We start from the raw sequence: 23159 nt of genomic DNA, 5'->3' as shown, positions 1-23159 counted from the left end.
CGTTCTCTCGTCACCGCTGCGGTAATCTCACGCTGCTCCCCATCAGGCCACCAGCAGATTTTCGCCCGTCTGATGCAATTCCCGAGGGTTCTTGTAGAGCCCGACCGTCGTCTCGGCGAGGGCGTTGTCGAAGGCGTCGGCCACCGACCCGATCGACGGCAGCAGTCCCTGCAGGAACAGGGTCTCCCCGAAGCGCAGAGCCGTATATTGGGCGGGCTCAACCGGTCGATGCAACACCTCGATGACGGAGGTGTGCGATGGGATACAGCAACAAGCAGATGTCTGGCCCGCCGGTGGGTGCCAGGCGGCAGTGGGCGGCGGACAGGGCATTGCGACCTCCGATGCGTTTACCGGGCCGGCCGGAGCCCTCTCGTGCGGTGCAGCGGGACTTCTGGCGGCGGATCGCATCGGGAGTGACGACGGTCGAGGCCGCGGAGGCCGTCGGCGTGTCATGGCCGGTCGGGTGCCGTTGGTTCCGTCACGCTGGCGGCATGCCACCGATCAGCCTGGACGAGCCCACGGGCCGCTACCTGTCGTTCGCCGAGCGTGAGGAGATCGCGCTGTTGCGCGCCCAGGATGTTGGGGTCCGCGAGATCGCCCGCAGGATCGGACGCGCCCCGGGGACGATCTCACGCGAACTGCGCCGCAACGCGGCGACCCGGGGCGGCAAGCTGGTCTACCGGGCACTGGTGGCGCAGTGGAAAGCGCAACAGGCCGCGAAGCGGCCGAAGACGGCGAAGCTCGTGGGCAACGACAGGTTGCGTAAGTACGTGCAGGAGCGGCTCTCCGGCAGCGTCCGCCGACCCGACGGCACGATCGTCCGTGGGCCGCAGACGCCCGCGTGGAAGGGGCTCAACAAGCCGCATCGACAGGACAGGCGATGGGCGACGGCGTGGAGCCCGGAACAGATCTCGCACCGGCTCAGGATCGACTTCCCCGATGATGAGTCCATGCGCATCAGCCACGAGGCGATCTACCAATCGTTGTTCATCGAGGGCCGTGGCGCGCTCAAACGGGAGCTGGTCGCGTGCCTGCGCACCGGGCGGGCGCTGCGGGTTCCCCGAGCGCGGTCGCAGAACAAGCCGCAAGGGCATGTCACCGAGGACGTCGTGATCAGCGAACGCCCCGCCGAAGCCGCCGATCGCGCCGTCCCGGGGCCCTGGGAAGGCGACTTGATCATCGGGACCGGCCGGTCCGCGATTGGCACGCTCGTCGAGCGCAGCAGCCGATCCACGATCCTCCTGCACCTGCCTCGGCTGGACGGCTGGGGCGACAAGCCACCCGTGAAGAACGGTCCTTCCCTCGGCGGCTATGGCGCCGTCGCGATGAACGCCGCGCTGACGACATCGATGACCACGCTCCCCGAGCAGCTCCGCAAGACCCTCACCTGGGACCGCGGGAAGGAACTCTCCGGTCATACCCAGTTCGCTCTCGATACCGGCACGAGAGTGTTCTTCGCCGACCCGCACTCGCCCTGGCAACGACCGACGAACGAGAACACGAACGGCCTTTTGCGCCAGTACTTCCCGAAGGGCACCGATCTGGCCAGGTGGTCCGCCGAGGACCTCCAAGCCGTCGCCGTGGCGATCAACAACCGGCCCCGCAAGATCCACGACTGGCGAACCCCGGCCGAGGTCTTCGCCGAGCAGCTACGCTCACTGCAACAGCCAGGTGTTGCGACGACCGATTGAATCCGCCTTGCGACCCCGCGTCGCTGTGGTGAATGATGTTTCCGCGCAATGGGTTACCTTGCATCGACCGCAAGGTGCAGGCCTGGTTCACCGCCCGCTGCACGAACGCGGCCTCCTTCGACGTCGACACCTCCCAACCGACGATCGTGCCGGCGAACGCATCGATGACGAACGCCGTGTACGCGAAGCCGGACACCATCCGGACGTACGTGAAGTCCGCGACATAGAGCGCGTCGGGCCGGTCGACCCGGAAGTTCCGGTCGACCAGATCCGGCGGCCGCGGCGCCGACGGCTCCGGCACGGTGGTGCGGACCCTCTTCGCCCTGCTGGCACCGCGCCACCCGTTGACGCGCATGAGCCGTTCGACGGTGCAGCGGGCCACCTCGATGCCCTGACGGCGCAGGTGGGCCCACATCTTCAACGAGCCGTACAGCGACTCCGGCCTGCGTCGACCGTGCTCGTCCCGCTCGACGTAGTAGGAGGCCAGCACCGCGGTGATGGTGGCGTCCCACAATGGCCGTTTCGACAACGGCCGGCTGCGCCAGGCGTAGAAGGTTCTCGGGGCGATCGTGCACCCGTGCTCGGCGAGCACCCCGCAGATCGGTACGACCCCGAACTGATCGCGGTGTTCGGCGATGAACCGGCAGATCACTTGCGTGGCGGGTCGCACTCCCGCGCGAAGAAAGACGTTGCAGACTTCAATATTTCGATGGTCTTCTCGAGCTCGGCGTTCTTCCGCCGCAAAGCCCGCAGTTCGGCCTCAGCCTCCGATGCCGACGCAGCCGGGGTACCGCCACCCGCCGCCTCGGCCTTACGGACCCACACCCGCACCGTCTCCGTCTTCAGTGACATCCGCTCGGCGATCGTACGGATCGCCTCGTACTCCGAGGCGTACTCGTCACGGTGTTCGAGGACCGTTGGTGGTGACCCCGCACCAGCTGCGGCATGCCTGGGCCACCGAGCTCGCCAATGCCGGTATGAGCCTGCAAGCGTTGATGGCGCTGCTCGGGCATTATGTGGGTGATCTTGTCAAGGTGATCATGTCAGGAGGCGGACTGGTCGAGTCGGGTGAGCAGTCCGTCGAAGATCTTCTGCCGACCGAGTTGGCCCTTTTCGGCGGCGTCGTCGCGCTGCGATTGCAGGGTGGGGCGGAACTCGATGGTGGTCTGGAAGAACGTGCAGGATTCGCAGATGGATTCGAAGTGGCAGTCGAGACCCACGGGTCGGGCGCAGTAGCCGTTGCCGAGCATCCGGCGGTGCATCTCGGAGCGTAGCTTCCGCATCTCGGTGCCCTCGTCATCGGCGGGCAGTTCGCGGGGTGCGTCGTAGAGTGCCTCGACCTTCTCGGAGACGGCGAAGTACTCGTCGGCGACGGTACGGTCGGCGATTCGGGCATACACCATGGTCATTCGCATTGAGCGATGGCCGAGTAGGGCGGCGATCGCCTCGAGTGACATGCCCCGGTTGATGGCCTGGGTGGCCAGGGTATGTCGCAGTTGGTGGGGAGTGACGTGCCCGATCCCCGCTGCCGCGGCGACCGCGGCGAGCGCCCGGTCCACCCGATTCTTGGTGATCCGGCGGCCACGTTCGAGGAACAGGTAGTCGCTGCGCAGACCGGCCGGGCGCTTGTCCAGCCAGTCATCGAGCATCTCTTTCAGCTGTGGGTGCAATGGAATGTATCGGTCGGTGCGTAGTTTCCCGACCGGCACGTGCAGCCAGTAGGCGGAGCCTATCTGCATGACGGCGTCGACGGTGAGGTCGAGGAATTCGCCCTTGCGCAGGCCGGTACGGGCCAGGAACTCGATGGCGAGCCGGGTGAACGGATCGGGGTCGGCGCGGGCCGCCTGCAGCAGCTTCGCCGCCCTGCCGTCGTCGAGGAAACGGGGCAGCGGCTCGTCGCGGCGAGGCAGATCTCCGGCAAACACGAGTACTCCGGCGGGGACGTCTTCGCCGTCCCACTCGGTGAGGCGTTCGAATCAGATACGCAGGGCACCAACGTGTTCGGCGAAAACAGTCTTGGACAGCCGGCCACCGCGGGCCGACGGACGAACGGCCAGGTGCAGCTTGTAGCTCTCGATATGTCGGCGGCGCAGATCGGCGACGCAGCCCACTTCCGGCGCCTCGCGGGTCAACCACGCGGCGAACCCTCGCAGCACCCCCTCGACACCGACGATGGTGGCCGGGCGCAACGACAGTCGCATCTGTTCGACATAACCCAGCAACGTCGTGGCCAGCCTGGGCGGTGCCGCGGCCCAGGTGGCGGCGCGAGCCGCGGCCTGGCCGGGATGTGACTTGCGCGGCGGCACGTCGATCACACCGGCGTGGAACAGGGTGGCCTCGGCACCGAACAGGGCGGTGGTCAGCGCCCGGACGCCGTGCGCGTCGGGCCGGTGCCGACGGATCGCGGCGATCATCTGCTCCCGGCCGGCGTCGAGGTCGGCCTTGCTCAGCCGATCCTGCGCCACCCCGGTCAGCACCGCCACCTTCGTCACCGCCGACCACTGCAGCACCGTGGCGCGGCGGTCGAAGCCGAGCTCGGCGGCGGTCTCGGTGAAGGTCTGATGGAACGAGTTGCAATGGCGTGCAGCAATTTCACCGAGGTATGGGCGTCCCAGCACCAGATAGTCGGCAGTCGGCTTCAGGCGTCCGGTGACCATCAGCCAGCCCACCACGCGGCGGTCCTTGAGTGAGGTGGCGCATTGCTCGGCGAGCGAGAGCACGGACCAACCGTCGACGCCCACCCGGGACAGGAACGACCGGGCCGGTGAGGTGACCGGATGCTCGGCGAACATGCCGGCGGCGAGCAGATCGGCGCGGTAGGCGGCAACCAGCTCCTCGACCTCGACCTCGACCTCGACCTCGGCGCGGCGCGGCGCGGCGAGCGGTTCATTCGATCACTCCCACGTCCGTCGGATTCGACTGGCTGTCAATCGAAGCCGCCGCACGCAGGTATTCGCCGGCCAGCCAGTCGTTGGCCAGGTGTAGATAGATGCGGGTGAACTCGATCGAGGCGTGCCCGGCCTGGGCCTGGATAGCCTCCAGCGCCATCCCGGCCTCCCGCAGTCCGGTGAAGCAGGTGTGCCGCAGCTGGTGGCACGTCAGCCGGGTCAGACCTGCCCGCTTCCGGGCGCCGGCGAGGATCTCGTCGAGTCCTGCCGCCGACAGCGGGCCGCCGCGGTGCGGTCCCTTGAGCACGAGGAACACTCGGTCGGTCGTCGAGATGCGCGGCCGTTCGTCGTTCAGATAGTCGCCCAGTGCGGCGAAAAAGCGCGACGAGACGGGAACGATCCGCTGACGGCCGCCCTTTGCCGTCGGCGATGAACAGCCGGCGTTCGCCGGCGTTGAAGTCACCGAGCCGCAGCCCGAGTACCTCGGAGCGCCGTAGACCGCCGAGCAGCATCGCCTGCACCATCGCGGTGTCGCGGCGGGTCCGCAGCGCCGTCAGCATCGCGTCCACCTCGTCCGGGCCGAGCACCCGTGGCAACGTTCGTGGGGTCCGCACCAGCGGCACCCCACCACGCCCACGGCGTCCCGGCTGTCGGCTGGACAGGCCACGCGGGACCGGGTTGCGCACCACCCCGGCATCGCCCCGGGCGAGCAGGTAGGCGAAAAGCCCGGAGAGACTGGATAACCGGCGGGCAATCGTGCGTGCGGACAAGCCCCTCTCACCGTCCTCGAGCCGGACCACCCCCTCCCCGAGTCGCGGCGCCCGCTGCTGTTCGAGGAACGCGAACACATCCGGGGCGGTGACCTGCGCCGGTTCCTTGGCCACGACGGTGAAGAACACCTTCAGGTTGTACGCGGTGGCCAGCCAGGTGTTCAACCTGGCCCGGGCGCCAACAAAAGCGAGGTAGTCATCGAGCAGCGGATGCCCGAGGGTGAGCGCTCGAACCTCCGAACCGTGCATCGAACGGACCAGACAGGGCACGAACGTCATGCGGGCTCCTCCGGTGGGGGACGGCAATCAGGCCTACACGCGATCCTCGTCGAGTCATCGAGATCGCACAGGATTACCCGCATATCACACACGTCACTCCACAGATGACCCTGCGTTACGCCACCCTGGCATCACCGACGCTGCGCGACGCCTACGATCAGGCCATGGGGAAGGTGCGCCGCCGGTTCACCCTCACCCCGGTCGGCAAGCCGATCGTTCCGGACACTGTCAGCTGGCTCAGTAGTGAGGTGCTCAAAACCCGTGTCGCACATGGCTACTGTTCCCGCCACGAAGCCGCCGGAGCCTTCCCCTACGCCAACATCTGCGAGACCTGCGACAACTTCGTCACCGGACCCGAGTTCCGCGGTGCGCTCGAGGCGCAACGCACCGACATCCAAGCACTCGAAGCCGATGCCTGCGACCGCGGCTGGTCCGACGAAGCTGCTCGCCACCACCGCGTCGCAGACGTCCTGACCGATCACCTCCACCGGCTCAACCGCTGACTCCAGATCGCCAATCTGCGATTGACCCACACACGAAGGCCGGTTAAAGGAGCGCCTCAATAATGAGATCCGGCGGCGGACCGATGTGGTCGGGATCTTCCCGGATCGTACCGCCCTGATCCGGCTCGTCGGGGCGGTTCTCGCCGAACAGCACGACGAGTGAATCGAAGGGCGCCGCTATCTCGGTCTGGACGTGCTGGCCCGCTCCCCCACCACCTCCTCGCAGCACCGAGTCCACCGAGGAGGTGACACCGGCCTTGACTGCCTGACTTACCCGACGAGGAGTCACGCGACGACGTTGTACACCCCCTCCTGGGACTTGACCCACCCGTGAAACACTCATCGCAGTAGTCGAGGAACGGCACGAACTCGCTCCACGCGTTCTCCCGCTGACGCGTGATCGCCGGGGACGACCATCCCACTTGGTCGAGAAGCCGACGAACCGTCCTTTGTCGCGCCGCCTCCGACGGAGCGGTGCTTGGGTTCGAGGTCATGCGACATTTCATCCCAGTGCTGTCGGGCCGCGGATCGAAGGGTGACCGGCCGATCTACGTCGCCATCGGTGTGAGCGTGAACGGCGAATGGCGAATGGCGAACCGACATCCTCGGATTGTGGGCCGTTGAGGGCCGTGAATGTCGGTGCTCACCGGATCAAGAACCCGTCCACTCGATAAATTCTGCCCGGTCATGTTCGTCGACGCGATCCACTCAATCCACGACGGTGAGGTCACCAAGCCTTGTGCAACCAATTGGTCACCTGATTGTCCGCTCGCCTGGCTTCGTCATCGTGCGAGGCTGCGTTTCGACCGAAGTTGATCTGCCGTTCGGGCGGAAAATCCCCACGGCATTTCCAGGCGATGGGAAGCGAGGAGCTCGTCATCGCCAAGAATGTCTTCGATAGCTCCGTCAGCAACGACTCGTCCAGCATCGAGGACTACCGCCCTGTCACAAAGCTGCGCAGCGTAAGGCAGATCGTGGGTGACCAGCAGCATCGTGGTCTCCAGTTGTGCCAATACCTCGGCCAGTTCGCGACGTGCGACCGGATCCAGATTTGCCGACGGTTCGTCGAATACGACGACCTCGGGTGCGCACGCGAGAACGGTTGCCAGGGCCACCCGCCGTCGTTGGCCTCCGGAAAGGTGCCCAGGCGATCGGTCGGCTTGATCGGACATTCCGACCGCAGAGAGAGCGGCCTTGACCCGGGAGGGAAGAGCTTCCGGTGGCACACCGAAGTTCGCGGGACCGAACGCAACGTCTTGTGCAACGGTGGGCATGAACAGCTGATCATCGGGATCCTGGAAAACGATGCCGACGCACCGACGGACATCGCGGAGTGTGGATCGTTCAACAAGTGTCCCTGCGATCTCGACCGAGCCAGCGGCCGGCGTCAATACACCATTCAACGTCAGCATCAACGTAGTCTTGCCTGCCCCATTGGGGCCCAGAATCGCCACCCGCTCGCCCATCTCGACATCGAGGTCCACGGACGCCAGCGCGTGGGTTCCGTCGGGGTAGTTGTAACTGACATCCCTGAGTCGCACGGCAGGCTTCAACGGAGGACTCCCAGATGAGCGACATATGAAACGGCTACGGCGGCGACCGCGGGAGTGAGACCGAGCATCCACGACCGGCGGCTCGCTGGTGGGAATCCGAGATCAGGAATTTTGCCGGTGAATCCACGGGAGAGCATCGCCAGATGCACCCGCTCACCGCGCTCATACGATCGTACGAACAGACCGCCAACTCCGCGCGCAGTCGCACCGATTTGTTGGATTGTGCGCGGATTGTCACCCCGCGAAAGCCTCGCTCGCCGCATGCGGAGTGCCTCACCGGCAAGAAGATCGGCATATCGGAGCATCAGCACCACTATCGTGGTGACCATTCCGGGTATTCTCAGCCGGGACAATCCGAGGGGCATATCACGGCGATGAGTTGTCGCGGCGAGGGTCAACGCCGTCAGCAGTCCCAAAGTTCCCTTGACAAGGATGCCCCACGCCGCCTGCAGCCCGAACAGCGAGACAGACATGCCGAGAACAGTCGTACGCTCACCTCCCTCGGTGAACGGAAGCAGCACCGCCAAAACGACGAAGGGCAATTCAAACCCCATCCGCGGTAGAATCCACCGTAGTTGTATTTGGGCGACCCGCCACACCAGCAGCAAGACAACGGTATATACGGCGAAGGTCCAGAAGGTGTCCCTGGGTGTCGTCACGACCGCAACGGTAAATGCGAACGCGCACACGATCTTAACCTCGACCGGCAGCTGATGCACCGGTGAGTTGCCCTCTAAGTACAGGGTGTGCGCATGTCCCGCTCCCATCGTTTACTCCCTTGTATCGTTCGAGCGGCCGTGGGCCCGCCGGACTCGCGTCAGAAGCCAAAACAAGCTTCCGGATATAACGAACACCGTCGAGACGCCTACGATCCCGGCTACGCCCGTCGTGCCTGCACTACCGCCAACACTGTAGTCGGCCAACGGCGTCGCGGAGAGATAGTGCTCCCGAGCACCCTGCGCCATGCAGCGCCCGTTGAGTTCTTCACCCTCCGAGGTTTGGATAACTTGACAGCCTCTCAGAGTTGCCGAATCCAGTCCGTCCGGATCAGAATCGGCAAAATGGGAGAGTCCGCCGGCGATACTTATCGCGACTGCAGCGAACACGAGAAGGAAGGTCCGAGCGGGACGCTGAACTTTGGTAGTCATAAGTGGGCTCCCTGCGCTGGCCGCCCTGCCGCTCGGCACATATATACGAGATCGGGTCTCGCCTTCGCAACCGAAACGATCGTGAGTGCGGTGATCACACCCTCTCCGATCCCGATCAGCGCATGAGTGCTGATCATGTAGACCGAGATTGTCCGGAGCGATCCCGTCCCGTCGCCTCCCAGACGGTATTCCGCTACGAAACCGAGCGAGGCTGCGACCGTCCCGATCAACGCGGAAGAGAAGGCGAGCGCACCCAGCTGAAGATCGAACTTTCTCTGCACCGCAGGAGTCGGTCGCTCGTGCATGCCCCCCCAGGCCCTGGCCCTGGATCGGCGAAGAGCAGCCCAGAGAGTGGCAGCGACGATGTATCCCACTGTCACACCGATCAATGCCATGTTGGTGATGTTCGTTCCGAGAGCGGAGAGCCCTCCGTCGGCGAAGAGCAGAGCCTGAATGAGCAGCACGATGGCTACGCAGAGCGCTCCGGTATAGGGACCGACCAGGATTGCGGCTAGGGCTCCCCCCAAGACATGGCCGCTGACTCCGGGAAGGATGGGAAAGTTGATCATCTGAACTGCAAAAATGAATGCCGCGACCAAGCCTGCCATCGGAGCTGTGCGCTCCGTAAGTTCCTCTCTGGCCTTCCAACCTGCGAAGACTAGACCTAAGCCAGCGATGACGCCGAACAGCAGCGAGGTTCGAGCGTTCACCAATCCGTCCGACATATGCATCGCTACAACATCAGTGTGTGTTCCGACTAGCACAAGGTCGGGAACCACGTTTCCTCCTGTCAACATCATGCGTTCTGAAGAATTCCAAAACTGAACATATGAACAGTTATGCAACTAAAGGTCCGTGTGAAAGAAATTGTCGAATCGGCGCATTGGTTGAATTCCCAATATCTTTCGGAGCTCGCCATCGGGCCCTGTTGTTACCGCGGCGGCACCGACAGGGTGCCACCGCGGTAACAACAGGCTGCGTCCATCAGAAGAAGCCCTGAGCCTTTGCGGCGTAGCTGACCAGCAGGTTCTTGGTCTGCTGGTAGTGCTCGAGCATCATCAGGTGGTTCTCACGGCCGATGCCGGACTGCTTGTAGCCACCGAATGCGGCGTGCGCCGGGTACTGGTGGTACGTGTTGGTCCACACCCGGCCGGCCTGGAGGTCACGGCCCGCGCGGTAGGCGACCCCGCCGTCACGCGACCACACACCGGCTCCCAGGCCGTACAGGGTGTCGTTGGCGATCTCGATGGCCTGCTCGTAATCCTTGAACGAGGTGACCGACACGACGGGCCCGAAGATCTCCTCCTGAAAGATCCGCATCTTGTTCTGGCCGGTGAAGATGGTCGGCTGAACGTAGTATCCGCCCGACAGATCGCCGCCGAGCTCCGCGCGCTCGCCACCGGTGATGACCTTGGCGCCCTCACCCTTGCCGATCTCGATGTAGGACAGGATCTTCTCGAGCTGATCATTGGACGCCTGCGCGCCGATCATCGTGTCGGTGTCGAGCGGGTCACCCTGACGCACGGCCTTGGTGCGAATGGCGGCCATCGCCAGGAACTCGTCGAAGATGTCTTCCTGGATCAGCGAGCGCGACGGGCAGGTGCACACCTCGCCCTGGTTGAGGGCGAACATCGTGAATCCCTCGAGTGCCTTGTCCTGGTAATCGTCGTTGGAGGACATGACATCCGAGAAGAAAATGTTGGGGCTCTTGCCTCCCAGCTCGAGGGTGACCGGAATCAGGTTCTGCGAGGCGTACTGCATGATGAGCCGGCCCGTGGTGGTCTCGCCCGTGAACGCGATCTTCCTGATCCGGGGGCTCGACGCCAACGGCTTGCCCGCTTCGACACCGAAGCCGTTGACGATGTTCACCACACCGGCGGGCAGAAGGTCACCGATGATGGAGATCAGGTGCAGGATCGACGCCGGAGTCTGCTCGGCAGGCTTGAGCACTACCGCGTTTCCGGCGGCCAGTGCCGGCGCCAGCTTCCACACGGCCATCAGGATGGGGAAGTTCCAGGGAATGATCTGGCCGACCACGCCGAGCGGCTCGTGGAAGTGGTAGGCGACGGTGTCGTTGTCGATCTCCGACAGGGCCCCCTCCTGCGCTCGAATGGCCCCTGCGAAGTAGCGGAAGTGATCCACGGCCAACGGAATGTCCGCGTTCAGGGTCTCGCGGATCGGCTTGCCGTTGTCCCAGGACTCGGCGAGCGCGATGGATTCGAGGTTCTCCTCGATACGGTCGGCGATCTTGTTCAGGATGATCGCGCGCTCGGCCACGGACGTCTTGCCCCAAGCCGGTGCTGCCGCATGCGCGGCGTCGAGCGCGAGCTCGATGTCCTCGGACGTCGACCGGGCGACCTCACAGAACGGCTGACCGGTGACGGGTGTCGGATTCTCGAAGTACTGGCCCTTGACGGGCGCAACCCACTGGCCGCCGATCCAGTTGTCGTAACGCGATTGGAAGGACATGACGGCGTCCGGCGAACCCGGGCGGGCATACACAGTCATCGGAAAGCTCCTTTGGTTCGAACACAATAGGCCTATTTGATTGAGAACACTTGGGAGCTAGGGGGGTGCAACACTTGTGTTCACTTGCACGAGCCCAAGGGTGAGGCAAAGGTGTACGGATTCCTCATCCAGCAACACCGTCACGCACCACACCCTTCAGCTTCACCCCTTAAGTTTCTTCTCAGAAACGACCACTTCCGTGGTCAAGAACATCGCCGCGATGGATGCGGCATTTTGGAGCGCACACCGAGTTACCTTGACAGGGTCGATGATTCCGAACTCGATCATGTCGCCGTATTCACCGGTCACCACGTTCAAACCCTGACCGCTCGGTAGGTGACGCACCTTCTCGACCACAACCCCGCCCTCCAAACCCGCGTTCAGCGCAATCTGGCGCAGGGGAGCCTCGAGTGCCGCTCTCAGGACGTTGGCGCCGACCGCCTCATCGCCCTGGAGGTCGAGGTTTGCAAATGCGGGTAAGGCCGCTTGCAGCAGACTGACCCCTCCCCCAGCGACAATTCCTTCCAGCGCCGCCGCCCGCGCATTGCGCACGGCGTCCTCGGCACGATGTTTGCGCTCATTGAGTTCGATCTCGGTTGCCGCGCCGATGTTGATCACGGCGACACCGCCACCCAGTTTCGCCAGACGCTCGCGCTGCTTATCCATGTCGTAGTCGGAACTGGAACTCTCAATCGCGGCGTTGATCTCGCTCACTCGACCTGAGATCGCCTGAGGATCGCCTCCCCCGCCCACGATCGTCGTTTCCTCGGTCGTGATGAAAACCCTGCTGGCAGTCCCTAGGAAATCAACGTCGACCGTCGTAAGGGAGGCACCAATCGCATCGGAAATCACCTGCGCCCCAGTGACGACGGCGATGTCCTCCAACATAGCCTCGCGCCTGTCGCCGAACCCTGGCGCTTTCACCGCGGCGGACTTGAAGTTGCCACGAATGTTGTTCACCACCAATGTCGACAGGGCCACGCCCTCGACATCTTCGGCAACGACCAGCAACGGTCTACCACTACCCTCGGCCGTCACCTTTTCCATAACGGGAATGAGCTGATCTACCGTGTTGATCAGGGAGGACGTGACCAAAATGTACGGATTCTCGAGCATCACCTCCATGCGCTCGAGATCGGTAACGAAATATGGGCTGAGATAGCCCCTGGCGAAACGCAGACCTTCCGCGAGCTCGAGAGCCAGACCCAGCGTATTCGATGCCTCAACGGTGATCACGCCTTCCGGTCCGACATGCTCGAGGGCGGATGCCACGATGTCGCCGATTGCCGCGTCGCCCGACGAGTTGGCCGCGGTCGACGCGATCTGTTCGGTCGTGTCGACCTTTCTCGCGGCATGGTTGATCACCTCAACCACGGCGGTTACGGCACGTTCGATTCCGCGGCGCATCGCCATCGGATTTGCTCCGGCAGCGATGTTGCGTAGGCCCTCAGATACCATGGCCTGCGCGAGCACCGTTGCAGTCGTCGTGCCGTCGCCGGCCACATCATCGGTCTTCTGAGCCACGTGTTTGACCAGTTCAGCCCCCATTTTCTCATGGGGATCGGCTAGCTCGATGCTCCGCGCCACGGTCACGCCATCATTCGTCACGGTCGGCTCGGCGAAGTCGCTACCCAGAACGACGTTGCGGCCCTTCGGACCAAGGGTCACCTTCACAGCGTCAGCGAGCTTATTCATCCCATTTTCCAACGCACGTCTGGCGGCGTCATCGAAGGTGATTCCCTTGGCCATAGACCTTAGCCTTTCTCTTCGCAGGGCATATCGGTTGTGCCGGCGATGCGCCGAATAGCGGCGCATATTTCGTCTTCAGGACGTCGCCGATGATGCTTCCGCTTTATGGACCACCACTCCACGTTCGGAACGCAAAGTCTCGATCGACTTGTCGAACCAGTCCAAGGAGCGCACTTTCATGATCTTCTCGGCGAGCAGCACTTCGGTACGCATGAAGTAATTCGTCGGCATCATCGGCGGTTTGTATGTATGGCGAAACTCTTCGTTGATCCGCTCTAGTTCGAAATAGTCCGATGCGGAGTCGGCACGGGCAAGGAAGTCGTCACAGACCTTCTGGGCGTCCTTCCCGATGCCGCCCAGTGTCCGCGTCCGTACCTGACTGTTCGACATCGCGTCGAATCGGAGCACCGCAACCTTCGCTTCCAGAAGAGCCTCGATCCACAGATCGTCGACGTCAGTGAGTCCGTCGCCCCTGCTCGAGTCGCGAAACTCCTGGAGCGCATGCACCGCGTCATGGAGCAGTTTGATGCCGTCGACCCGCTCCTGCCATTCACGGCGAGTCACGAGGTTGCCGTACTTAGACTCCTCGACCATGAAGTCGGCGCCTTTTGTCTCGCTACCGCCGCGCTTGCGACGCACGCGACGTGTTGTAGAATCAGCCATTATTCTTCTTCTTTCTTACTCGGGACGAAATCCTCGTTGTGTCGCTGGTTGCGGGGAACTCCCAGCTCTTCTAAAAGCCTTGTCACGGCATCGATCATGACGGGCGCACCACAGAAGTAGTAGTCGTACGATGGTGCTCGGGGTGAGATGTACCTGGTGACCGCTTCGGTTACCAGACCCACTTCGCCGCCCCATGTCAAATCTGGGCGGAGCAGACTAAAGGAAACCTTCAAGTTCGGTAGCGAATTGCAGAGATCCTTCAATTCATCGATGTAGTAGACATCGCCCGGATTCGTGTTACCGAAGAAGAGAATCGCTTCCTGTGAGGGCGAGGTCTCCTCCAGTGATCGTAGGATCGCGACTATGGGTGCGAGTCCCGTACCTCCAGCGATGAATACGGGGATCCGACCGGTATCCCGATACACAAACTTCCCCATCGGACCTTCAACGGTGATCGGGTCGCCGACCTGCGCTTTCGAACCAATATGCGAGGAGAACTGGCCATCGGGATACACCTTGATCTGGAAACTCAGAAGCCGATCATCATTGGGCAAATGGCACATCGAGAAATCGCGGCTGACGCCATTCGATAGCGTAAGGCGCACGAATTGTCCAGGGCTGAAATGAACCGGTTCCTGGGCCGCCAGCGTGCGCACCGTCAGAGATACCGTCGTTTCAGACATCCACCGTATGTCTTCTATGCTCGCCTTCCACGTGCTCGCCTCAAAATGCTGGACCAGCGAGTATGGATAGTCGAACTCGAGTTCGAGGTCACTAGCCGGCTTGAGTCGGCAGGCAAGAACAAAGCCTTCTTCCTCTTCCGCCGGCGACAAGGCATGCACCGAATGGGAAAGCAGATCGCTGTAGTCACCCTCGGCAAGGTAACATTTGCAGGTCGAGCAGACGCCTTCGCGGCATTCCGTCATCAGGAGAACACCCTGCCGCAGTGCCGCAGTTACGACATCTTCGTCTTCTCCGCACGAGATCTCGGCCTCGCCGTCATCCTCGAAGAACATCTTCACCTGGTGCGTCATTACCTTGCCTTACCATTCGTCACTAGCTGCGGGACAGTGCCATTGGTTGAATTATCGCTCCGGACTGCGCGGATCCATTCCATCGACATCTTCATGTCGGTCGCATCAGCCGCTGGACCATCTCCGCTGTGCGTTGTGCAGTGCGTCGGGATAGGGCCGCTCCTTCATGGATTTCAACCCCATTTTCCCTTATGACCCACCGCCACACCGGACCGATTTCGTCCACGACAATTTCCAGAGGACCGTCCGGTTCAACATGGTCCGGATTATCTGGTCCGTCATCATCGGTTGTGGACATGCCGTAGACCTCGAATTCATTGGAACAAATATGTCGGGGGAAGACGATCGCACCGACCGCTGAATCTATTCACGGGGTAAAGCCTTGTCGATACCCATGAGATCGGTGGTGATGATGAAGGTCTGGCCGTCGTTGTAAGCTCGACCGATTGTGGTCGTGACGTTTACCATGAAGTCGAAGACGTTGTATCGATGCCCGACCAACGGCTCTATCTCCGTGCAGTCGATGACGATATCGGTATCGCAGTCGAGGCGGTAGAACGTACCCGAGTCCTCGATCTGAAAAGACGGTTCGTCGGCGTACTCTTCCTCGAGATACTCGATGACTTGCTCTATTTCTTCGCTCTTCATCAAACATAGAACGACACGCGATGTTTCTACTACCCCCGCGTCGCTTTGCATTGCCAACGCGAGTGCCTGAGGATCAAAGGCGGCGATCCGCTCATTTGTCGTAGCGGCTCTCTTGCGTTCAACACCTTTGACCGGTTCTGTTGCTGTCATGTGCGGGCCTCCTGCACTTCCTTGTTCGGATCGGTTGCACTCAGGTGTCTTGCCTGTGCTTCTGCCGGCGCTGATCGCCTGATTTCAATCCGCCGCGAAAACTTGCTAGGTAGTCGGCGTCGACGTAGCGACGATCTGCCCGACGAGCGCCTTCTGGTCGACGGGATAGTCAAAGACCTTGGCATATCGAAGGACCCAATCGCCGAGCACGCGGTCGGCTGCGACAGGTGCCCCGCCCGCCAATGCGCCGTCCCTCAAACGCTTCGTCTTGGTGAACATGGGAGCAAAGTCGGCCATCGCGTTGATCGTGATGGGCAGCCATTTCTCGGCCCACATCTGCATGACCTGTTTGTTGTAGGCACCGAACTTCGGGTCGCCGGCCAATACGCGCTCGAAGAGCTCGAAGGCCCACTGTGCGTCGATTTCGGCGTTGCTGAGCGTGGAAGAAATCACGGCGGACGTCAGCACGTCTCCGTGTGCGGCAGCCGCACGGCTGAAGAATTGCTGCCGTGCGAACGAACCGAATAGGGGCTCGTAGATCATGTAGATCGCAAAGATTGCTTCCAGGAAGTCGTACGTTCCGCCCCAAATGTCTTCCACCGCGGCGCGGGCACCCTTGTATATCGGGTCTGCCATCCACACGTCTTTGCCCGGTTTGACCTCCGCGGAGAAGCCTTCGAGCACCTGGGACAGCGCCACCTTGACGGCCTGGATCATTTCCGCGTTGTCGAGGTGATCGAGGGCTCCGGTGATGAACGCGACACGCATTACATCTGTGAGGGCATCGCGGGAGGTACTGGCATGTGCTATTTGCAGGCCGTACTCATGGTGTGCATAAGCCCCGAAGTACGTGGGAAGCACCTGATGCAGCCACTCGTCATCAATGTCTCGGTGCAGCCCCTGCCGACCGAACACGCTCAGGAGTCGCTGGAACTCTTCCCATTCCTCGGCCTTCTGCTGCGTGTACGGGCGCTGCCATCGTGCGCCCGGATCGCGAAACGCAAACCAGTCCGACGACTTCGCCTCGGTGAAATAGTTCTCCCAGGCACCGCGTCCACCGACCGAGCGGTTCTTCCAGCCGCCAAATCCCAGGCCTCCGGGGATCCAATCCGGACTCGGCTGCGCGTACAGGAGTACCTGTTCATATTCCGAGATTCGGCGTCCAGCGGGCTTTGCGTAGTACTGGGACGTGCGCTGCTTGTCCAGTACCGGCAATTCCTGGTCGAATGCCGGATTCAGGAAATGCCGCCGAACCAGAGAGGAGTATGGAGCAACGTCATCCGCCTCGGGTTCGGTGACGGTGTTGCCGAGCTGTGTGGTCATTGGGATTTCTCTTTCTCGTGATTCCATCCGTTGCCGGGTGAGTGGGAATCCGGCGGCGCGGCGTCCCATCCGGTCGTGAACTAGACGAACATCACCGCTGCGGTGTGCCGGTCGTCCGATGGTCGCCTAATGAACGAGCCGACCTTGCCGAGATGTTCGTGGGTTTACGAACATCTCGGTTGGTGCAAGGCCGCTTATTCAGCGCTTCTCCAGGAACACGCCTGCGGTCAGGGGATCTCGGATTACGAGGTTGCATGCCTTGAGGTCCTCGAGGGTCCACATCCGCTCGTCGCTGAGATGTGGTTGGGCAAGCAGAGTGCTTTCGTCACTGCGCACCGCCCGGCCCGCCTTGACAACCTCGGAAAGTTCCCACCCGTCGAATACTTCGAAGAGATTCTGACCGTCGAAGCGCTCCGGCTCGGTGAGGAACATTCGTTCACACCATTGCGAGCACAGCGCGTGCCGACGTCCTCCATGTTCGATGATCCGCAGGTTGTCAGCGGCCGAGGGCATGGGAGTGATGATGGGGAACTGGCACACACGGCAGAAGTAGACGTTTGCGCCCATCTCCATCAGAGTTTCGGCGGGCAGCATCCGATTGGCCGGATCGGTTACGCCTTGCTCCTGCCAAAGGTCGTAGAGTTTGCCTACCTGGTCGTGCCAACCCGGGTAGTTATTTTCGAACCAATCCTTGTCTCTGCTGTTTGGCATTTCCATACGAATACCGAGCAGGGGCCACAGCGCGTACGCAGCCGCAAACGTGAAGTGGTGGCTCCAGTAGGCTTCTTTCTTTGCGTCAGACAGATTCCGGGGAGACTTGATACCCAGCTTCTCCAAGCGCCCGAGCCAGATTCCGCCCCAGTCCTCGTAGACCCAGCGATTCCACACTTGCGCCCACGGCTCGACCCGGTTCACGGCACCATATTCGAAGCCGGCGCCGATCACTGGTGTCGCAAATCGGTGTTGCAACCAGAATGCATTCTCGAGATCGGTCTGCAGGTACTTGAAGTTCTCGGCATCGTGGGCGAGTGAGACGATTGTTTGATAACCATTCGCCATGTGCCGCATTTCGTCTGACTGGATCGACAAGAAGACCGTGGGGGTCACCTCGTCACCGTTTGCCGCGGCCCATTCTGTCATAGCCACAATCAGTGGGTTCGTGAAACATGCCTCCGCAACGAGCTGGAGGTTGAGCGAGATCCAGACAGGGTCTCCATTGACGAAGTTCTCGCCGAAGGCTTGCGCGGTGGGGGGATACAACGGGTTGATGTAGCGCTGACGGCGCATATCGGTGAAACCCGCCGGGTCGTTGTACTGGGAGGCAAAGTACTTCGATAGCGACTGCACCTGGGTCGTGTGGCGAACTTCGTCCTCGACCTGATTCAGGTAGCCATTGCGAAGTTCCGGCGACCGCGTAGTGTCATACAAGGCAGCAGAACCGCACATCGCGGTGTACTCGCCGAGCTCCAATGCTCCCGAAAGGAGTTTCATCATCTCGCCCCATCGGGGTTCGACCCGTCGGCCCGCTTCCAACCTCGACAGTGCGTCCTGCAACGAGCCGTACTGACGCTGATCCTTCTCAGCCTCCATCCGAGCGTAGTCACGGACGATCAGCTTGAACTGTTCCTGCGCGTTGGGATCGTATGTGTACTTCGTCGGATACTTGCCACGGAGTGTGTCGGAGTCCCAACCCAGATCCATAAGCCACTTGTGCACATCCTGGCCATCGAGCTTGAGATCTCCGTTGGTGGCAGTCGTGCGAGGCAGCATGCTCGTCATGGGCCCTCTCCTTTAGCTCATCGATGTCTTAGGGCATTACGGTCTCAGTGCGCCCTTAGCGGTCTCTCCCTCGTCTGGAGAACAAGACCGTCGCACATTCCCGGATAGTCTCCGGACTATGACCAAAGTCTCGTCCGATCGGGACGGTAGGGTCAAGGTTTCCGCGAACAGTCCATCCAGTTGGAGCCGAAAACCCGTCCATGAGGTCAGGTATTGCCCCTCCGCGTGAACCGACAAACCCCATCCCACCGGACTACGAAATATGCGAGCCCGAATCGGATGAACCCGGGCCAGTGATGAGACTGGTCGCGGAGTCGCGGAGAAATTCCCACGACCGCCCCTGTGACGGCGACTGTCTCAGATCTCGGGTTGGCCGGCGAGGATGGATCCGGGGTAGTGGACAACGACCGGGGCACTCGAGAAGAGCGCCTTCGGCGTGAACACGGAACTCTTCACCGCAGGTATTTTGGTGGTGTAAGTATGCGATCGCGGCTGTTGTCACAATGTCTGCGGATGACACTGTGGCCCATCCTTAGCTTAGGATCTGGGCCCGGGCATCCCATCTGCCGTGGCCGATGGGGTTGCTGGACAATGTCGGGTCGCTTGTCCCTCTCTAATGAGTGTTAGCGGGTCGGCTTTCTGGCAGGCTTGCTACCGGTAGCGGCCGGTGGGTGAGCACTTTCCCTCTCTGGACTTCGAGTCCTGTTGACAGATCGGCGCCCCCACCGGTCGGCCGGGAGGATGGATCGCTGATGGGATGTCGTGCCCGCTCGCTATTCGGCGTGAGCACTGCTTCATTAGAGCGCGAATGGTTCTCCCGCACGCTGCCGGACGTGACCGACACCGAGGACGGGAGAAACAGGGTGTTGCTATTTGTGGGAGACGATTGGGCGGAGGACCATCACGATGTCGAGCTGATGGACCCGGCCGGCAGCAGGCTGGCCAAAGCGAGGCTGCCCGAGGGCATGGCCGGGATCGCCCGGCTGCATGCGATGATCGGCGCGCAACTCGGTGTGCCAGGGTCTGCCCGGTTGACCGCGACCTTCACAGGTATGCCGCCCACATTGATCCAGGTCGGATCACATGAGGCGCTGCTGGTAGACGCAGAGTTGATGGCCGAGGCCTCGCTACCTCTGGCACCGAATGTGAGCTGCAAATCTGGAACCGACAATGCCCGTGTTTCAATCAGCCGCAGACCTGTTATCAGAAGCAAGGCAAGCAATTACAGAAATCGGACGGTTCGTACAGGTTGCGGTGCCGGGCCGATTGGCCTCCGTTCGTTAGAGGTGTTCCTTCCCACGCACGCCACATCGTCGGGATCATGGATGTCCAGCTTGAGCGAAGGAGAAGACCCGGTGCGAGGAAGCATGCGCGTCGGCCGAAACGCGTGGTACGCCAACCGATGAGGCAGCGCCAGTATCTGCTCTCCGGGCGAATCTGGGCGGGCCAATGCGGTCAGAGAATGAGGTCGTCCCACGAAACCACGGAAGATATCCATGCCCGAATAGCAAGTTCAGCATCAACTGCTGGCGCAGAATCCGTTAATTGGCTCTCCTGTCATGAATGTGGATGGGTTGCCGTGTGATATGGGAGGGTGAGGGTGACGGGTCCGCAGGCGAGCAGGATCAGCGCGAGGGCGTTCTCGGCGGTGTGGAATCCGTAGGCCCGGCGGATTATCAGCCGGACCTTGTTGTTCAGGCCCTCATGGCGTCCGTTTGCAAGTCTGCGGGCGATGGCCGCGAGGATGCCGTCGAGGTGCTTCCGGATGGTTTTGCCCACCTTGACGAACTGCGGTATGCGGCAACGCTGCGCCCACGAACACCAACGGCCGAGCATCGCGATCGTCTCCTCGTCGCCGAGATCGCCCGCGAAGACCGCGCGCAGGGCTTCCTTGACGCACCGCTGTTCGCCGTGGGATTGAGTTCGTAGGCCCGTCCCAGTGCGCCGCCGTCGCGTTTGAGTGCCTCGAGCGTCGAAGCCTGTTTATCGGTGAGGTTTTCGGGATTCTTGAGCAGCGCCCACCGGGCGCCCCGGTACGTCTTCGCGATCTGCTTGTCCGACAGGGTGCGGGCGAGCTGCCACGCCTGGCGGCGCACGTCGTCGAGGGCGTCGGTCGCGAGTTTGACGACGTGGAACGGGTCGAAACAGATCGTCGCCTGCGGGGCGTGCTCGCGTACCGCCTTGACGTAGGCCGGTCCGAGGTCCATCGACACCGCCTCGATCCGCTGCGCCGCGCCCTCGGGCAGGGTGTCGGTGAAGAAGGTGCCGAGCGCGGCGGCGTTCTTGCCCTCGGTGCCCCAGACGATCTTGCCGGACTCGTGGTCGGAGACGAGGGTGAGGTACTTGTGGTGCCGGCGCCACGAAATCTCGTCCACCCCGATGTCGACCAGATTCGTGAACCGGTCCGGGGCAAGTTTGTCGGCGACCACCCGTGAACACATGGCCCCGACGGTGCGCCAGGTGACCCGGCAGAACACCGACACCGTGGACTTGTCGGTCCTGGTGGCCAGCCACACCGCGAGGTCCTCGAAGTCGGTCGTGAACCCGGAGCCGGGGCGGGCGAAGTCGACCGCCTCGGCGTGTACACCGTGCTCGGGGCACCGCAACCGCCGACGCCGCAGGGTGAGCACACACACCCGTCCGCCCAGGTCAAGATGCCGCCACGACGAGTCGACGTCCCGGGTGTCGTAGCGGTGCACGGTCGTGAAGGAGCAGTACGGGCACCGCATCCGGCGGCGTTGGGGACGCACCCTCACCACCACCCGCTCGTCGAGGATCTCGACGTCGCGGACGGTGGCCCTCGGTAGGCACAGCAGCCTGTTGAGTAGGGTTGAGGCGCGCACGGGCAAGCTCCTTTGGGCCGGTTGTGTAGGAACTTTCGACCCTACGGGCGGCCCGTGCGCCCACCCCCACACCACCTGCCTTACCACATGCAGGGCCATCCACATTCAGAGCAAGAGAGCCCATTAATTTTAGGAGATTGAACCGGTTCTAGATGGTCGTGGAGTCGAGAAGAACGTTGTCCTTCGTCCCGTCGTGAACGGCAGAGGGTCGCCGCTGCGGGGCAAACCGAACGTGGCCACTGGTTAGCGACCCTGCAGGGGGTGCAGTCGATCTGGCCTGACGATCAACCCGCAATCGCCGACAAGATCCGGTCCGCGACCTTCTTTCGACAAACTAGCAGGTCGGGAAGATAGGGATCTGATTCGTTGTAACGCAGCGTACTTCCGTCGATACGCGAGCAGTGCAACCCAGCCGCCTCCGCCACACCGACCGGCGCTGCATAATCCCATTCCCATAGACCACCGGCGTGCGCGTACGCATCCGCCTCGCCACGGAGTACCGCCATCGCCTTAGCCCCAGCGGACCCCATCTGGATGATCTGCGCGTCGAGCACATTCTCGATTGTGCCGACGAACGCGGGTATTCGGCTGTCGCTAACCACAATTCGAAGCGGGCCCGAAGTCGCCATTCGGGAGTATTTGGCGGTGTCGTCGCTGACATACACCGCACCCATAGCAGGCTGCGCGACAGCGGCGGCGATGATCCCGCGGCCCGCATCCCACAGTGCGACATGCACTGCCCAATCCTCACGCCCGGGCATCCCATACTGACGTGTGCCGTCGAGCGGATCAATAATCCACACCCGTTCAGAGTTCAACCGGGACTTATCGTCGATCGATTCCTCGGACAGCACCGCATCGCCGGGGCGGGAGGAAGCGAGCCTGTCGAGAAGTAGGGCGTTTGACAACTCGTCCCCCATCCGTCCGAGCGCTCGACCGCTGATCGAACCGGCCCGCTCATGGCGGAGCGTCAACAGCAAGTTCCCCGCCTCCACAGCAATACCGGCGGCCAATCTCGCGTCCGTCACATTCCCCGTCGTTTCGCTCGACCAACTCGTCATAGTTCCGATGCTCCCTGCGCAGTGTGTTCGCTGAACAGTATTGCCGTCTAAAGGACACATCACCATCGTTTCTCGCCCGGAAGTTCGTAGGGATCAACGACGGCGATCACGCTCGTGATCTTCACTCTCACGTCGCGTGCAACAGATGTGCCGAATCGATCCCCTCCGCGTCACCACTATCGGCCGCCGGATGGTGTGACTCCGAGGAGAGGGTTGCGCGTCAATGATCTGTCTGCAGGCTTACACCAATCGGTGGATGTGGAGCTCCCGTGGGGGTGAGGGATTCCCTGCCTACGTCCAGAATCGGCTGTCGGGCGGAGGTCATGCTACTGGTCTGAGGTGCGTGGAGCTTTCATGCGAGACGATCGAGGCTAGGCTCCACCACCTATACTGGAGGTGTAGAGAGAACCTCGACCCGATTCTGCTGGGAAGTTGCTCAGTGGAGTGTAAGGGTGGTGAACACGATGACAGAATGTCGGCCCCTGGTGGCACTCAAGGACACGCAGACCGCGCGCGAACATTTCTTGTGCTCCGATCAGCAGGACAATAGTCCCGTGCGGGAGAGCATT

At 62.2% G+C, this 23159-nt stretch carries 16 protein-coding genes, 9 pseudogenes and 1 other annotated feature; of the genes and pseudogenes, 5 read left to right on the top strand and 20 right to left on the bottom strand.

Annotated elements, in window-relative coordinates; all coding sequences use genetic code 11:
• Positions 1-87: 87 nt before the first annotated feature.
• A pseudogene (locus GFS60_RS36010) lies at positions 88-213 on the bottom strand (IS3 family transposase); the annotation flags it as partial.
• Positions 214-278: 65 nt separating this feature from the next.
• Between GFS60_RS36010 and GFS60_RS36005 the strand changes: the two are divergent.
• Positions 279-1691 carry an IS30 family transposase gene (locus tag GFS60_RS36005; protein WP_442972233.1) on the top strand — a complete coding sequence of 471 codons (1413 nt, stop codon included), beginning with the start codon at positions 279-281 and terminating at the stop codon, positions 1689-1691.
• On the opposite strand, the pseudogene GFS60_RS36000 reads toward GFS60_RS36005, so the two are convergent.
• Positions 1588-2606 (bottom strand): annotated as a pseudogene (locus GFS60_RS36000) (IS3 family transposase); the annotation flags it as partial. The gene GFS60_RS36005 and the pseudogene GFS60_RS36000 sit on opposite strands and share 104 nt — an antisense overlap.
• Positions 2251-2382, bottom strand: a sequence feature (AL1L pseudoknot). Its footprint overlaps the pseudogene before it by 132 nt.
• Between GFS60_RS36000 and GFS60_RS40590 the strand changes: the two are divergent.
• Positions 2603-2704: pseudogene (locus tag GFS60_RS40590) on the top strand (tyrosine-type recombinase/integrase); the annotation flags it as partial. The pseudogenes GFS60_RS36000 and GFS60_RS40590 sit on opposite strands and share 4 nt — an antisense overlap.
• 30 nt (positions 2705-2734) lie before the next feature.
• Here GFS60_RS40590 and GFS60_RS39685 read toward each other — a convergent pair.
• The 4 genes and pseudogenes from GFS60_RS39685 to GFS60_RS40580 form a co-directional block, all read right to left on the bottom strand.
• Positions 2735-3616 (bottom strand): tyrosine-type recombinase/integrase, encoded by an 882-nt coding sequence (locus GFS60_RS39685; RefSeq protein WP_236603701.1) that lies wholly within the window; start codon positions 3614-3616, stop codon positions 2735-2737.
• Positions 3617-3667: 51 nt separating this feature from the next.
• Complete coding sequence (locus GFS60_RS39680) at positions 3668-4483, bottom strand: hypothetical protein (protein ID WP_236603700.1); 816 nt, start codon at positions 4481-4483, stop codon at positions 3668-3670.
• A 94-nt stretch (positions 4484-4577) separates the two neighbouring features.
• On the bottom strand, positions 4578-5042 hold the full coding sequence (locus GFS60_RS40585) for a tyrosine-type recombinase/integrase (RefSeq protein WP_442972230.1): 465 nt from the start codon (positions 5040-5042) through the stop codon (positions 4578-4580).
• A gap of 19 nt (positions 5043-5061) precedes the next feature.
• A pseudogene (locus GFS60_RS40580) lies at positions 5062-5598 on the bottom strand (tyrosine-type recombinase/integrase); the annotation flags it as partial.
• 119 nt (positions 5599-5717) lie between these two features.
• Here GFS60_RS40580 and GFS60_RS39675 point away from each other — a divergent pair.
• Positions 5718-6131, top strand: a pseudogene (locus tag GFS60_RS39675) (tyrosine-type recombinase/integrase); the annotation flags it as partial.
• Between the two features lie 46 nt (positions 6132-6177).
• Positions 6178-6400 (top strand): annotated as a pseudogene (locus GFS60_RS35970) (transposase); the annotation flags it as partial.
• Positions 6401-6913: 513 nt separating this feature from the next.
• Here GFS60_RS35970 and GFS60_RS35965 read toward each other — a convergent pair.
• The 11 genes from GFS60_RS35965 to GFS60_RS35915 all read right to left on the bottom strand — a co-directional run bounded on the left by GFS60_RS35965 (position 6914) and on the right by GFS60_RS35915 (position 18686).
• Positions 6914-7684 carry an energy-coupling factor ABC transporter ATP-binding protein gene (locus tag GFS60_RS35965; RefSeq protein WP_159929307.1) on the bottom strand — a complete coding sequence of 257 codons (771 nt, stop codon included), beginning with the start codon at positions 7682-7684 and terminating at the stop codon, positions 6914-6916.
• Complete coding sequence (cbiQ, locus tag GFS60_RS35960; protein WP_159929305.1) at positions 7681-8451, bottom strand: cobalt ECF transporter T component CbiQ; 771 nt, start codon at positions 8449-8451, stop codon at positions 7681-7683. Before cbiQ ends, GFS60_RS35965 begins: the two co-directional genes overlap by 4 nt.
• Before the next feature lie 3 nt (positions 8452-8454).
• On the bottom strand, positions 8455-8832 hold the full coding sequence (locus tag GFS60_RS35955) for a PDGLE domain-containing protein (protein ID WP_159929303.1): 378 nt from the start codon (positions 8830-8832) through the stop codon (positions 8455-8457).
• Complete coding sequence (locus GFS60_RS35950) at positions 8829-9563, bottom strand: energy-coupling factor ABC transporter permease (protein WP_236603734.1); 735 nt, start codon at positions 9561-9563, stop codon at positions 8829-8831. The genes GFS60_RS35955 and GFS60_RS35950 overlap by 4 nt, the downstream gene beginning before the upstream one ends.
• Positions 9564-9816: 253 nt before the next feature.
• Positions 9817-11340 (bottom strand): aldehyde dehydrogenase, encoded by a 1524-nt coding sequence (gene adh / locus GFS60_RS35945; RefSeq protein WP_159929301.1) that lies wholly within the window; start codon positions 11338-11340, stop codon positions 9817-9819.
• Between the two features lie 162 nt (positions 11341-11502).
• Positions 11503-13089, bottom strand: coding sequence for a chaperonin GroEL (gene groL, locus GFS60_RS35940; RefSeq protein ID WP_159929299.1), 1587 nt, complete (start codon positions 13087-13089; stop codon positions 11503-11505).
• A 75-nt stretch (positions 13090-13164) separates the two neighbouring features.
• Complete coding sequence (locus tag GFS60_RS35935; protein WP_159929297.1) at positions 13165-13752, bottom strand: methane monooxygenase; 588 nt, start codon at positions 13750-13752, stop codon at positions 13165-13167.
• The gene (locus GFS60_RS35930; RefSeq protein ID WP_159929295.1) at positions 13752-14786 is read right to left on the bottom strand and encodes a 2Fe-2S iron-sulfur cluster binding domain-containing protein; all 1035 of its coding nucleotides are present in this window, start codon (positions 14784-14786) and stop codon (positions 13752-13754) included. The genes GFS60_RS35935 and GFS60_RS35930 overlap by 1 nt, the downstream gene beginning before the upstream one ends.
• A gap of 363 nt (positions 14787-15149) precedes the next feature.
• On the bottom strand, positions 15150-15584 hold the full coding sequence (locus GFS60_RS35925; protein ID WP_159929293.1) for an MmoB/DmpM family protein: 435 nt from the start codon (positions 15582-15584) through the stop codon (positions 15150-15152).
• Between the two features lie 105 nt (positions 15585-15689).
• The gene (locus tag GFS60_RS35920; RefSeq protein ID WP_159929291.1) at positions 15690-16907 is read right to left on the bottom strand and encodes a toluene hydroxylase; all 1218 of its coding nucleotides are present in this window, start codon (positions 16905-16907) and stop codon (positions 15690-15692) included.
• 198 nt (positions 16908-17105) lie between these two features.
• Positions 17106-18686 (bottom strand): methane monooxygenase, encoded by a 1581-nt coding sequence (locus GFS60_RS35915; protein ID WP_159929289.1) that lies wholly within the window; start codon positions 18684-18686, stop codon positions 17106-17108.
• Between the two features lie 866 nt (positions 18687-19552).
• Here GFS60_RS35915 and GFS60_RS40575 point away from each other — a divergent pair.
• A pseudogene (locus GFS60_RS40575) lies at positions 19553-19705 on the top strand (IS110 family transposase); the annotation flags it as partial.
• A gap of 538 nt (positions 19706-20243) precedes the next feature.
• Here GFS60_RS40575 and GFS60_RS40570 read toward each other — a convergent pair.
• The 3 genes and pseudogenes from GFS60_RS40570 to GFS60_RS35895 all read right to left on the bottom strand — a co-directional run.
• Positions 20244-20522: a transposase gene (locus GFS60_RS40570; RefSeq protein WP_442972228.1), complete on the bottom strand. Its 279-nt coding sequence runs from the start codon at positions 20520-20522 to the stop codon at positions 20244-20246.
• A 95-nt stretch (positions 20523-20617) separates the two neighbouring features.
• Positions 20618-21415: pseudogene (locus GFS60_RS35900) on the bottom strand (ISL3 family transposase); the annotation flags it as partial.
• 404 nt (positions 21416-21819) lie between these two features.
• A pseudogene (locus GFS60_RS35895) lies at positions 21820-22590 on the bottom strand (3'(2'),5'-bisphosphate nucleotidase CysQ); the annotation flags it as partial.
• Positions 22591-23159: the final 569 nt, after the last annotated feature.

The organism is Rhodococcus sp. WAY2, assembly GCF_009859915.1.
GTDB classification, from domain to species: domain Bacteria; phylum Actinomycetota; class Actinomycetes; order Mycobacteriales; family Mycobacteriaceae; genus Rhodococcus_F; species Rhodococcus_F oxybenzonivorans.
This window is presented reverse-complemented; position numbering and strand designations above follow the sequence as displayed.

Bases quoted from the DNA above. Each gene is read 5' to 3' on its own strand.
- GFS60_RS35920 (WP_159929291.1), bottom strand. From the start codon at position 16,907: ATGACCACACAGCTCGGCAACACCGTCACCGAACCCGAGGCGGATGAC.
- GFS60_RS39680 (WP_236603700.1), bottom strand. From the start codon at position 4,483: ATGTTCGCCGAGCATCCGGTCACCTCACCGGCCCGGTCGTTCCTGTCC.
- GFS60_RS35915 (WP_159929289.1), bottom strand. From the start codon at position 18,686: ATGACGAGCATGCTGCCTCGCACGACTGCCACCAACGGAGATCTCAAG.
- GFS60_RS35930 (WP_159929295.1), bottom strand. From the start codon at position 14,786: ATGACGCACCAGGTGAAGATGTTCTTCGAGGATGACGGCGAGGCCGAG.
- GFS60_RS35925 (WP_159929293.1), bottom strand. From the start codon at position 15,584: ATGACAGCAACAGAACCGGTCAAAGGTGTTGAACGCAAGAGAGCCGCT.
- GFS60_RS35955 (WP_159929303.1), bottom strand. From the start codon at position 8,832: ATGACTACCAAAGTTCAGCGTCCCGCTCGGACCTTCCTTCTCGTGTTC.
- groL (WP_159929299.1), bottom strand. From the start codon at position 13,089: ATGGCCAAGGGAATCACCTTCGATGACGCCGCCAGACGTGCGTTGGAA.
- adh (WP_159929301.1), bottom strand. From the start codon at position 11,340: ATGACTGTGTATGCCCGCCCGGGTTCGCCGGACGCCGTCATGTCCTTC.
- cbiQ (WP_159929305.1), bottom strand. From the start codon at position 8,451: ATGGGAGCGGGACATGCGCACACCCTGTACTTAGAGGGCAACTCACCG.
- GFS60_RS40570 (WP_442972228.1), bottom strand. From the start codon at position 20,522: ATGCTCGGCCGTTGGTGTTCGTGGGCGCAGCGTTGCCGCATACCGCAG.
- GFS60_RS35935 (WP_159929297.1), bottom strand. From the start codon at position 13,752: ATGGCTGATTCTACAACACGTCGCGTGCGTCGCAAGCGCGGCGGTAGC.
- GFS60_RS36005 (WP_442972233.1), top strand. From the start codon at position 279: ATGTCTGGCCCGCCGGTGGGTGCCAGGCGGCAGTGGGCGGCGGACAGG.
- GFS60_RS35950 (WP_236603734.1), bottom strand. From the start codon at position 9,563: ATGCATATGTCGGACGGATTGGTGAACGCTCGAACCTCGCTGCTGTTC.